Source organism: Grimontia sp. SpTr1, assembly GCF_947387585.1.
GTDB classification, from domain to species: domain Bacteria; phylum Pseudomonadota; class Gammaproteobacteria; order Enterobacterales; family Vibrionaceae; genus Enterovibrio; species Enterovibrio indicus.
In genome coordinates, this window is the sequence record NZ_CANDOD010000021.1 from 1 (window position 1) to 11,952 (window position 11,952).

At 48.3% G+C, this 11,952-nt stretch carries 12 protein-coding genes; 6 read left to right on the forward strand and 6 right to left on the reverse strand.

Annotated elements, in window-relative coordinates; all coding sequences use genetic code 11:
* Positions 1-413: 413 nt before the first annotated feature.
* On the reverse strand, positions 414-965 hold the full coding sequence (gene gmhB, locus QL223_RS22360) for a D-glycero-beta-D-manno-heptose 1,7-bisphosphate 7-phosphatase (protein WP_281546017.1): 552 nt from the start codon (positions 963-965) through the stop codon (positions 414-416).
* A gap of 128 nt (positions 966-1,093) precedes the next feature.
* Between gmhB and tsaA the strand changes: the two genes are divergently transcribed.
* Both tsaA and QL223_RS22370 read left to right on the forward strand, forming a co-directional pair.
* Positions 1,094-1,798 (forward strand): tRNA (N6-threonylcarbamoyladenosine(37)-N6)-methyltransferase TrmO, encoded by a 705-nt coding sequence (gene tsaA, locus QL223_RS22365; protein WP_002536422.1) that lies wholly within the window; start codon positions 1,094-1,096, stop codon positions 1,796-1,798.
* 66 nt (positions 1,799-1,864) lie between these two features.
* The gene (locus QL223_RS22370) at positions 1,865-3,580 is read left to right on the forward strand and encodes a proline--tRNA ligase (RefSeq protein WP_281546018.1); all 1,716 of its coding nucleotides are present in this window, start codon (positions 1,865-1,867) and stop codon (positions 3,578-3,580) included.
* 45 nt (positions 3,581-3,625) lie between these two features.
* Here the strand turns inward: QL223_RS22370 and QL223_RS22375 are convergent, their stop codons facing one another.
* Positions 3,626-4,558: a diguanylate cyclase gene (locus QL223_RS22375; RefSeq protein ID WP_281546019.1), complete on the reverse strand. Its 933-nt coding sequence runs from the start codon at positions 4,556-4,558 to the stop codon at positions 3,626-3,628.
* Positions 4,559-4,759: 201 nt separating this feature from the next.
* Here QL223_RS22375 and QL223_RS22380 point away from each other — a divergent pair, with 201 nt between their 5' ends.
* The 4 genes from QL223_RS22380 (at position 4,760) to QL223_RS22395 (ending at position 7,350) form a co-directional block, all read left to right on the forward strand.
* Positions 4,760-5,911: a patatin-like phospholipase family protein gene (locus QL223_RS22380; RefSeq protein WP_002536419.1), complete on the forward strand. Its 1,152-nt coding sequence runs from the start codon at positions 4,760-4,762 to the stop codon at positions 5,909-5,911.
* Between the two features lie 102 nt (positions 5,912-6,013).
* Entirely contained in the window at positions 6,014-6,874 is an 861-nt protein-coding gene (locus tag QL223_RS22385) for a GGDEF domain-containing protein (protein ID WP_002536418.1), read from the forward strand.
* Positions 6,875-6,955: 81 nt separating this feature from the next.
* The gene (locus tag QL223_RS22390; protein ID WP_002536417.1) at positions 6,956-7,162 is read left to right on the forward strand and encodes a YaeP family protein; all 207 of its coding nucleotides are present in this window, start codon (positions 6,956-6,958) and stop codon (positions 7,160-7,162) included.
* Positions 7,162-7,350, forward strand: coding sequence for a DUF4250 domain-containing protein (locus tag QL223_RS22395; protein ID WP_002536416.1), 189 nt, complete (start codon positions 7,162-7,164; stop codon positions 7,348-7,350). The genes QL223_RS22390 and QL223_RS22395 overlap by 1 nt, the downstream gene beginning before the upstream one ends.
* Positions 7,351-7,585: 235 nt before the next feature.
* Here the strand turns inward: QL223_RS22395 and QL223_RS22400 are convergent, their stop codons facing one another.
* The 4 genes from QL223_RS22400 to accA form a co-directional block, all read right to left on the reverse strand.
* The gene (locus QL223_RS22400; RefSeq protein WP_281546020.1) at positions 7,586-8,935 is read right to left on the reverse strand and encodes a sodium-dependent transporter; all 1,350 of its coding nucleotides are present in this window, start codon (positions 8,933-8,935) and stop codon (positions 7,586-7,588) included.
* Positions 8,936-9,146: 211 nt separating this feature from the next.
* A complete protein-coding gene (locus tag QL223_RS22405) occupies positions 9,147-9,458 on the reverse strand; it encodes a c-type cytochrome (RefSeq protein WP_002536413.1) in 312 nt (103 codons plus the stop codon).
* A 56-nt stretch (positions 9,459-9,514) separates the two neighbouring features.
* Positions 9,515-10,846, reverse strand: coding sequence for a tRNA lysidine(34) synthetase TilS (gene tilS / locus QL223_RS22410; protein ID WP_281546021.1), 1,332 nt, complete (start codon positions 10,844-10,846; stop codon positions 9,515-9,517).
* 88 nt (positions 10,847-10,934) lie between these two features.
* Positions 10,935-11,897 carry an acetyl-CoA carboxylase carboxyl transferase subunit alpha gene (gene accA / locus QL223_RS22415; RefSeq protein WP_002536409.1) on the reverse strand — a complete coding sequence of 321 codons (963 nt, stop codon included), beginning with the start codon at positions 11,895-11,897 and terminating at the stop codon, positions 10,935-10,937.
* Between the last annotated feature and the right edge of the window lie 55 nt (positions 11,898-11,952).

Sequence of the window (11,952 nt, forward strand, 5' to 3'; positions counted from 1 at the left end):
AGTAAAGAAAGAGCAGAACGAATTGACTGTGCCGATAACTCCGAAGAGTTTTCGTTTGGTCACTCAGTAAACATCGATAAATCTTTTGTCTATCAATCACGAGTGCCCACACAGATTGCATAGGTCAAATTGTTAAAGAACGTGCTCAGCCTTGCTGAGCGGAGTGAGATTTAAACTCAACTCTTTTTTCGAGTCAAGCACTTTTGCTTTCCTCGTGTTAGCTGCGAACTTTGCCGTGCCAACGAGGAGCGCATTATAGGGAGAGATTTCTTGTTGGCAATACCTTTCTTATGAAAAAGTGGCTTTTTTTCTAAAAAACCGCTCAAGCGCTCAAAAGACAACCAAAGAGGCAAAAAAGCAGCCAATTTTGGCTGCTTTTTCTGTTTTTTTTAATCAGATTTTAATTTCAGATATCACTTTTCCAGGTATTCAGGCACATCAGCAATGCTATCAAGTACCGCTGTTGCCAGCTTTTCACCTTCTTCTGATACTGTCTTTCCAGTGCGAACCAGAATCTTGGTTGAAATACCTGCCGCTTCTGCAGCACGCATGTCGTCCGCCTTGTCCCCAATCATGACAGAGTTTTCCATGTCGATCTTGAGGAAGTCTCGCGCAGAGAAAAACATACCGGGTTTCGGTTTACGGCAATCACAATCTTGCTTGTATTTGTCATCACCATATTCAGGGTGGTGCGGGCAGTAGTAGATACCGTCAAAGTCCACACCTTTGTCAGCGAAGTTCCAATCCATCCATTCCGTCAGGTTGAGAAATTCATCTTCCGTATAGTAGCCACGGGCGATACCAGACTGATTGGTCACGAGCACAAGGAGATAGCCCATTTCTTTCAATGCTCGGCAAGCATCGAAAACGCCATCTATATATTCAAAGTCATCTGTTGTACTGACATAACCGTGATCAACGTTGATCACACCATCTCTATCGACAAAAACCGCTGGTCTAGCCAAAACGCTACCCTCTATACACTATTACGCTGCGATTATGACACGCATTGCCAACGCAAGCATCCACGATTGTTAGGCCACCTTGACGAGTATGGTAAAGTTCCACCGATAGCCTAATGAGTAAAACCAACATGAAATATTCCCTGACGCCTGTCGGTCATATTGAATCCCCTTATAAAGAGAAATTCGCCGTCCCCCGTCAACCAGGACTTGCGCCAAGTGCTTTGGCATCTATCGTTTTAGAAGGCGAAGCATGCAATGAAGACACAGTGCGTGGTATTGAACAATTCTCGCACCTTTGGGTTCTTTTCTTGTTTGACCAAAACCTCGAGCAAGGTTGGACACCAACAGTCCGTCCTCCCCGCTTGGGTGGCAATGAGCGTATTGGCGTATTTGCCAGCCGCGCAACCTTCAGACCGAACGGTATCGGTATGTCGGTCGTGCCTTTGAAAGGGGTTCGTAAAGAAGGTGGCAAAATAATTATTGATATTGGGAGTTGCGATCTTGTTGATGGTACGCCAGTCGTCGACATCAAGCCTTATATCCCTTATTCGGATTCCATAGAAGAAGCTGCGGGTGGATATGCTGCAGAAGCGCCTCAAACACTCGATATCCAGTTTGACGCTCAACCTTTAGCATTTTTAGCCAAAGATAAAGACGGCCAAAATAAGCTGCAGGTGATTAGTGAAGTACTTGCACAGGATCCACGCCCAGCCTATAAAAAAGGAAAAGCCGATACCAAGGAGTATGCGGTCCACCTCTTTGACCTAAATGTGAAGTTTACCGTCGCTGAACCTGTAATCACCGTGACAGCAATAGAAGCCTTTGGCGAATAGGGTTCTCGCTGTTAATATGACGCCCTTATACCCTCCATACTGTAATTAGATAAACGGATAGCTTAGATGCGTACCAGTAAATACCTTCTTTCTACTTTGAAGGAAACGCCAAACGACGCAGAAGTGATCAGCCACCAGCTGATGCTGCGTGCCGGTATGATCCGCAAACTGGCTTCAGGTCTGTACACCTGGCTGCCAACCGGTTTGCGCGTACTGCAAAAGGTTGAAAACATCGTTCGTCAGGAAATCAACAACGCAGGTGCGATTGAAACTCTGATGCCCGTAGTTCAGCCGTTTGAGCTATGGGAAGAGACAGGCCGCTCTGAAAAGATGGGTCCTGAACTACTTCGCTTCACTGACCGCCACGAGCGTCCGTTTGTTCTGAGCCCGACGGCAGAAGAAGTGATCACTTCTCTTGTTCGCAACGAAGTGAACTCATACAAGCAACTGCCTCTGAACCTGTATCAGATCCAGACTAAATTCCGTGATGAAGTACGTCCACGTTTCGGTGTGATGCGCGCACGTGAATTCTCAATGATGGACGCGTACAGCTTCGACATCGACAAAGAAGGCTTGCAAAAGTCATACGAAGCGATGCACGTTGCTTACTGTGCGGCATTTGACCGTATGGGTCTGGATTACCGTCCAGTGTTGGCTGACACTGGTGCGATTGGTGGTTCTGCTTCTCACGAATTCCACGTTCTGGCAAACAGCGGTGAAGATACCATCGCATTCTCTACTGAGTCTGATTACGCTGCGAATGTTGAAATGGCAGAAGCCGTTGCGCCTTCTGGTGAACGCGCTGCCCCAACTCAGGAAATGACGCTGGTAGATACACCTGATGCGAAAACCATCGCTCAGCTTGTGGAGCAGTTTGACCTGCCAATCGAGAAAACCGTTAAGACACTGTTTGTGAAAGCCTCTGACGCTGTTGATGCTGCTCTGGTTGCGCTGCTGGTTCGTGGCGACCACGAACTTAACGAAATCAAAGCTGAGAAGCTTCCACAAGTTGAGATGCCGCTGCAATTCGCGACCGAAGAAGAAATTCGTGCGCTTGTAAATGCAGGCCCTGGTTCACTGGGTCCAGTTAACCTGACCGTTCCTTTCATTGTTGACCGCAGTGTTGCAGCAATGAGTGATTTCGGCGCAGGCGCGAACATCGACGACAAACACTACTTCGGTATTAACTGGGGTCGTGACGTTGAACTGGGTGAAGTGGCTGATATCCGTAACGTGGTTGAAGGTGACCCTAGCCCATGTGGTCAAGGCACTATCCTTTTGAAGCGTGGCATCGAAGTGGGTCACATCTTCCAGTTAGGTACTAACTACTCTGAGAAGATGAACTGTGGCGTACTGGGTGCTGACGGTAAGAACACCATTTTGGAAATGGGTTGTTACGGCATCGGCGTTTCACGTGTTGTGGCGGCGGCTATTGAACAGAACCACGACGAAAACGGCATCATCTGGCCAGATGCGATTGCACCGTTTACCGTTGCTATTGTTCCAATGAACATGCACAAATCTGAGCGCGTTAAAGAAGCAGCAGAAAAACTGTACGCTGATCTGACCGCAGCGGGCGTTGAAGTTCTGTTCGATGACCGAAAAGAACGCCCAGGTGTGATGTTCTCTGACATGGAACTAACGGGTGTGCCACACACTATCATCATCGGTGAGCGCAGCATGGACAACGGCGTGTTTGAATACAAGCACCGTCGTGACGGCGAAAAAGTGCCGGTTGAGATGGAAAACATGGTTGAGTTCGTGAAAGCGAAACTGGCTTAATTCCGCTAACTGAATTGAAAGCGCCTCCCATTGGAGGCGCTTTTTTTATACGCAATTATCAAAGAACGTAACGAGGTTCCGTCCCCGCTCTTTTGATTGGTATAGCGCCTTGTCCGCATGGCTAAAATAATCTTCAACCCGCTCCACTTTCTCTCCCGGAATAACAAAGGTCACCCCAAAGCTCATGGTGACAGAGATAAATTGTCCTTGATACTCAAAGCTATGCGCTTCAATCGCCTGCCGTATCCTTTCTAGTACTTTATGAGCTCGCCCTGCATCTTTAACACTGAAAAGTAACAGGAACTCCTCCCCTCCAATACGACCCACTCTGTCATAGGGGCGTAATTGGCGACTAAAAATCTCGCCTAATTGACGTAAAATCGCATCCCCAGCGGGATGACCATGCTCGTCATTAATGCGTTTAAACCAGTCAATATCACAAACCGCAAAACAAAGCCGGCTATCCGTTCGCATCGCCCGTGAGAAATCTTCATGAACGCGTTCGAACAACGCACGCCGGTTTAAAAGCCCGGTGAGCTCATCAAAGCTCGCAAGGTGGTCAAGACGGGTCATAGCATCCACGAGTCTCGCTTGTAACTCGAGCGTTCTGCGTCCCACTTCGATTCGGGCTTTCAGCACCTGAGTATTGAAAGGCTTGGTTACGAAGTCATTCGCGCCTTGATTTAGACCTTCAGCGATATGCTCTGCCGTGTCTCTTGCGGTGCAAATAATGATGTAAGGTGGATTTGACGTGTCGATCTGACGAATTTTCTGACAGAGTTCAATACCACTATACCCAGGCATTTCCCAATCAAGCAGCAATAAAGAAGGCGGCTCTGGCTGCATAATGTACTCAAGCGCTTCAACACCGTCATGCGCGACGATAACCTCAACGCCCCACTTTTGAAGTAATACTTCTACCAGCTTGGCCGAAGCCTTGTCATCATCAGCAATAAGGACGCGAACAGAAAATGCCATCTCATACTCTTTATGAATATTGTTGAATTGAAATATACCATCTGTCGTTCTCTTACTAAGAAGCGATGACAAAACCATCAGTGTCTTTTAGCTCTAGATCACAATCGGTCGGTAACGTCCGGTAAATCAGAGAGATCAAAACGTCATAAGCACGGCTTCTAGTTCATACTTAAATAACGAGATATCAAGCAGGTAAAGATTATGGCGTCCAGCGCGCACTCCAATACTCCACGCAAAACCACCGCCCTTTTACTCACGGGTGGCGGTGCGCGCGCGGCGTATCAGATTGGCGTGTTGAAGGCGATCGCTGAATGGTATCCAAGGGTGCATCACAGCCCCTTTACCATTTACTGTGGTACGTCTGCTGGTGCGTTGAATGCCACCTCTCTTGCCTGCCATACGTCATGTTTCCGACTTGGCGTCAAAAAACTGTCTTGGCTTTGGGCCAACCTGACAACCAAGGATGTCTTCCAAAGCTCCTTTTCTGGCATGTTTCATCATATCGGCAGACAAGGCTTCGCCCGCATGCAAGCCAAGTATCACTGCGCGCCTCCCTTTGGCCTTCTCGATAATCGGCCACTGCGCGGATTGCTTAATAATGTATTAAATTACAGTAAGATAGAGCATCAAATCCTTGCGGGGAATTTACGAGGGCTCGCCATTACTGCCTCAAACTACCAGACCAGTAAATCCGTGACCTTCTATCAAGGACAATCTTGCATTGAACCCTGGGCCCGCTCCCGCGCTATTGGTATTCCTTGCCAGATAACGACTGAGCACTTGCTGGCGTCTTCTGCCATCCCTATCGTTTTCCCTGCTTCGCAAATCGGGCACAACTATTACGGTGATGGCTCAGTTCACCAAATCGCGCCGCTCCGACCTGCATTGAAAATGGGGGCTGATAAGGTTTTGATAATCGACTTGAACCCTAAACGTTCCCAAAAGAATCATGCCCTTGCACAAGCGCCAGGCTTAGCGAGTCTGGGTGGGCACTTAATGGATGCTATATTTGCTGACACGCTTTCCGCTGATCTGGAACATTTAGAACGCATGAATGCTCTAGTCGGCGCCATGGCAAAATCTAAAGCTGAAAAATTGGCACTGCGGCAAGTCGATGCCTTCCACCTTTCACCTTCTGAACCTTTTGAGCCTTTGGTTGAACGCTACTACTGTCATATGCCTACTGCAGTAAGAGGTCTGATGAGAGTTCTAGGCATCAGTCCTGTTGAAGATGCGGCCATCACCAGTTATCTGCTGTTTGAGCCGAAATATATCAACCACTTAATTGACATGGGCTACCAAGACGCTCAGAATCGTCGATCCGATTTAGCAGCCTTTCTCTCTGACGAGTAATCCCTGCTCACTGAAGAAGCACAGAAGCACCACCAAAACTGGAACGCTTTTTGCTTTTGTTGTTTAAAGCATAAACAGTGATAGTTATAGGTTTCTGAAGCAATGTCGACGAGCACTCAACTGGAACAGATTAAAAAAGCGGCGATTCAATCTCGCCGTGTTCCGCTGGGTGCTGATCAGCGCTTAATGGTGTTGCAGAAGCTTCAGGGACGCCTGGAAATTGATCCCTTATTCGAAGTGTTCACCCGGGAACTGGAAAAGCAAATCGATATCACCCGCCTGATTTGGGAGCATGACGAAATCTCCCACATCGTCCGCCGAGGTGGAACCTCTGACTATCGACAAACCTTCTCACTCAAGTTCGCAAATAACTCTTTGGGTATGCTCCAATACAGCACACCTTATAAACTTGATGATGATGAAATAGCGCTTATTCATACCTACCACCGTCTGCTTGCAGGCCCTCTAAGCAACGCCATTGAATACAACCGTGTTCGTAACCTCGCGTTGCTTGATAGCTTAACCGGATTAAACAACCGAACCAGTTTTGAGCAGGATCTTCGCCAGTCGATTGCGATGACAGAGCGAAATGATCACGGCCTCATCCTGATGATATTCGATATGGATAACTTCAAGCAGGTCAACGACACGTACGGCCATCTTGATGGTGATAAAGTGCTGCGCCGTTTCTCACTGCTACTTAAAGAAGCTATTCGTGCCTCAGATCGTTGTTACCGATTAGGCGGTGACGAATTCGCGGTTATCCTGACGCCGGCAACACGCGAATCGGCACAGTTGGTCAATGAGCGTTTGAAATCCCTCATAGCAAAAGATCCACTGCTGACTGCGCACAATATTTCCAGCTCTGTGGGGTGCTCGGCATATCGTCAGGGTGACAGCAATGTATCCATGTTTGAACGCGCTGACCGCGGTATGTACCGTAATAAACATAAACGCCGCTAAGCCACGTTTCATCATGCTTTCAGGCTCCATTGCGGAGCCTTTTTGCGTTATATTGGCAGCAGTTTTTTTCAAGGAGTGGCTATGAAAGTCTACGATTGTTGCGATTTGATCCGTCAGCGTTATTCAGAAATTGGCAGTGGCGAACAAGGTTATATTCCTAGCGCTATCGCATGTGCTGTTCGCGCATTGGACGCTGTGGCGTCTGATGAAACGATTCCCGAAGAAAAGCGTGAGCAAGCCGCTTTCGCCGCTGCTAACCTGCTGATCAGTGACCACGAGGACGCATAATGGATCTCAAGAACTTTGAAGGTATGGATACCATCATGCTGATGAGTATCGTGAACATGAAGTTACGAGACGATTTTTCTTCTTTGGAAGAGTTGGTGAAGTACTTCGATATTGATGCCGAAGCCCTGAAAGCAAAACTTGCGACTGCTGGTTTCGAGTACATGGCTGATCAAAACCAGTTCCGCTAATAGCATCAACACTCAATGGAAACGGAAGCGCGATGGCTTCCGTTTTTTATCCCTGCGTTTTACTCAACGCCTTTATACCAATCACAGTAAGTAGGTGATCAGAGATAGCGCAGGAAAAATGCTCGAGAACAAGGCGGAAAACTTCGATAAGTAGTTATTCTACAATCAAATTTTTCAACGCAGTTATCGAGCATTTTAACAAGCTAGGATGAGCAGATATTTACTACGATTGGTATTAAACCAATGACATCCAAATCACAGCAATAACCAGAACTGGACAGACAAACTTCACGTACAAAGGCCAAACTTTCCAGAACAGACCTAGCTCGATATCGTCATAGCCCTGACGAAGCTCCTTGAGCTTCTGGGTACGCTTCCACACCCAACCGCCATACAGACAGAACAACAGTGCCGCTATTGGCTGGAAGTATTGTGTCGCGATCGTCGCAACCAGACCAAACAGCTCGCCAAAGTTAAACACTATCACCGCACTGAAAGCAGCGATAACACCACCCAACAACCAGCTGGCAGTTGAGCGTTGAGTACCAAGGCGTTCACTCATTAGCGCAACAGGACATTCAAGCATAGAGATTGAGGAGGTTAGCGCCGCAATCGTCATCAGCAAGAAGAAGACAAAGGCAACCAATGTCCCGACGACACCAAGCCCTTGAAACAGCATCGGCAGCACATCAAACACCAGTGTTGAAGAGCTCAGCAATGCACCGTTGGCATCGTAGATCTCTACGCCCTGACGCATGGCTGCAAACATAGCAGGCAGGATCACCAGACCAGCAATCACCGCCACTGCGGTATCCACTAGGGTGACATTCAGCGCCATTTTTGGCAGGTTCTCTTTGCGGCTAAGGTACGAACCGTAAATCAACATGGAACAGCCGCCAATGGTCAGAGAGAAGAAGCCTTGCCCCATCGCGGCCAGAACAAGATCGCTATCCATCACTTTGGAAAAGTCAGGGATGAGGTAATGTACCAAGCCTTCAGTCGCCCCTGGCAATGTCATCACATAAATGAAAAGCACAGCGAACAGAATGAAAAGTGCTGGCATCAGGCGTGTTGACCATTTCTCGATACCTTCTTTCACACCCGCCTGAACTATCAAGATGGTCAGCAGATAGAAAAGACCCGCACCCAAAAGATTTCGTTCAACCGAGAAGCCCTTCAACCAGATTGCAGTGTCATGAAGCCCAATAAGCTCTGCACCTGCGGCAAGCAAGTAAGAAATTAGCCAGCCACCGACGATGCTATAAAAAGCCAAAACCAGACAAGGCACCATCAGGCCGATAAGACCTACACCACCCCCGAGCGTTTTTGATAACGAAGATCGTCCCAGCTTTCTCATGCTGTCGATCGGGTTTGCCTGACCATGACGCCCAATCGCCATTTCAACCACCAGCATAGGGTAGGCAACGATGAGGATCATCAAAAGGTAGACTAAAAGAAAGGCACCACCACCGTTACTTGCTGCTTGTGTTGGGAATCCCCAGATATTACCCAGCCCCACTGCAGCACCGGCTGCTGCTAAAACGAAACCGAGTCTGGAACTAAAGTGCTCGCGTCCTGCTGCCATTGTTTTAACCTCTCACAATGTATCAGTGAGCTAGTACAATAGTAAAACCTGAATTTTCCTGCAATAGCAGAAAGTTTGATCGAGCAAAAAACAATCAGGCAAAATAAAATATTGCGATCTGTCGTTAGGCAATTATCTTCTTCAACCAACTGTCAGGCATAAAAAAGCCACGGCATCGTCCGTGGCTTTCAATTTATATTTGTCGGAGCGACTATTTCATCTGCGCAAAGTACGCAGCCAAATTCGCCATGTCAGCATCACTCAACATGTCAGCCTGCGGCTTCATGATCATCGCCTGCGCGCCGGTACGTTCGCCGCTTTTGTATGCTTTCAACGCAGAAACCAGATATTGCTCATTCTGGCCTGCAAGATTTGGGTAGCCTGGGATCATCGCAATACCATTTGCTCCATGGCATGCTGCACAAATCGCTGCTTTGGCTTTGCCGGCTTCTGCATCTCCTGCAGCAAATGAAGGCGCAGCCATCATCATGGCAGCCAGACCTAAAGGTAACAGTTGTTTCATCGCTTCCTCGCTTTATTGTTTTCCAGTTTTGTTAAATTGTTGCACGTAAAAGCTATTCACGCATTTAATGTATGGCATTTGTGCCAGACAAGCTCACACTCATCGCCCACATAGTCTTCACAAACAAACAGGTCACCGACAGCAGCTATCGTCTCTCCATATAACAAGATAGGCGTTCTGCGACGAAGCCAGCTCGGTACCCCATATTCCTGAAAAAGCTTTTTGAGTTTCCGCTTCCCTTGCCTGCCGGCAGGTCGGGCAAACCAGCCTTCAGGGTCAAAGCCAACACTTATTTCTTCATCCTTTCTGGGCGCACGAATCCTGATACCCCGGTCATTGCTCGGTACAGACACTATCTCCAGCTCCCCAATGTTATCGGGCAGTGAAATCTTTCTGTTCACCACCAATGACGCTGTCCAGTCTGAGACATCCTGATAAGGTGCGACAAACCAGAGTTTCCCTTGATATCTCCGCACTTCGCCTTGAGCCACTTTGAGAACTGGATTGGCGTCAGGCCCAGCTTCTATCACTGATGAAAACACTTGCTCAAGCTGTGCTTTTGACAAAGAGAGCCTTCCTACATACTTTAACCAGCGCCTGACCAACGCACTTTGTAATATCGGAGAGTATTCTTTTGTCTTGCCGATGTTCAAACTGCCGTCAGTTCCCATCACTTCAGCATCGTATTGAACCAACAGTTCATCAAGCAGGGTTTCCTGTTCAGCACAATGCAGAGCTGTACGGTTGATGGCTTTAACTAAACCCGGCCATCGCTCAGAAGCCATGGGGAGCCATTCTTGTCTGATAAAATTACGGTCAAACCGACGATCCAGATTGCTTTCGTCTTCTATCCAGATAAGCCCCTGAGATTCAGCATATTCCTCAATGGCTTTTCTGTTTGCCTCAAGTAAGGGACGGCATAACACGGCATGTTGCATTGGACGGGTTTCTGGCATGGCAGCCAACCCTGCAGGGCCACTACCACGCTTAAGCGCCAGTAAAAAAGTTTCGGCCTGATCATCGGCATGCTGACCGGTCAATACCAGTGCATTGTCATCTACTGAGTTCAAAATGGCCTGGTAGCGTGCCTCTCTGGCAGCTTTCTCAAGGCTTTCGCCTCGATGGTTCAAGGTCACCCGAATTCCCTTAAACGCAAAGTCAGCGTCACTGGCCCAACGTTCACATTGTGCCATCCAATCATCTGCATTTGGGCTCAAACCATGATGAACATGAACCACCAAATAGGCGTGCTGGGGATGAATGTCCCGATAAGTGGCGAGCAAATCGAGCATTACGCGTGAATCCACGCCGCCACTGAAAGCCAGCACGATCTGGCGGGGTACTGGCGTGTATCTATCGAGGACATTTTCAAATAGAGAGAACAGCATAGACACTTCGAGAAAGACGATTTTTTCGAATCATAGCATCAGATACGAAAAAAGGGCCATTTGGCCCTTTTTAAATCAATCGGTTTGCTTAGCAGTAACCGTAGCTCAGTAGACGCTGATAACGACGCTCGCGCAGATTATCTGCATCTAACTGTGCCAGTTCTTCCAACTGACCCACCAGCAGTGCTTTGATGCTTTCTGCGGTTTTCGCGAAATCACGGTGTGCACCGCCCATCGGCTCTTCGATGATGTTATCGATAAGACCCAGCTCTTTCAGGCGAGGTGCAGTCATGCCCATTGCTTCAGCGGCTTGTGGCGCTTTGTCTGAATCACGCCACAGGATTGATGCACAACCTTCCGGCGAAATCACCGAGTAGGTGGAGTACTGCAGCATGTTCACGTAATCGCCCACACCAATCGCCAGTGCACCACCCGAGCCACCTTCACCAACCACGTTAACGATAACCGGCACCGTCAGGCCAGCCATCTCTTTCAGGTTGCGTGCAATCGCTTCAGACTGGCCACGTTCTTCAGCACCAACGCCAGGATATGCCCCTGCGGTGTCAATGAAGGTAATGATAGGCATCTTGAAACGCTCTGCCATTTTCATCAGGCGCAGCGCTTTGCGGTAACCTTCCGGCTTTGGCATACCAAAGTTACGAATCACTTTTTCGCGGGTTTCACGGCCTTTCTGATGGCCGATAATCATCACTGGACGGCCATCAATACGCGCCATACCACCAACAATTGCTTTGTCATCTGCATATGCGCGATCGCCTGCCAGCTCTTCAAATTCAGTGAAGATCAGATCTGCGTAGTCCAGTGTATATGGACGACGTGGATGACGTGCCAGCTGTGCAACCTGCCAAGCACCCAGATCGCTGAAGATTTTCTTCGTCAGCTCAGTGCTTTTGGTCTCCAATTGCTCGATTTCTTTGTCCAGGTTGACAGCCTCAGCTTCGTCGCCACGCTTGGACACTACACGCAAGGCTTCGATTTTTGCTTCCAATTCCGCGATTGGCTGTTCAAATTCAAGGAAATTAAGACTCATAGAGAAAGAATCCTGTTAAGTAATAACATAGCCCCGCACATTCCTGGCAGGGCCG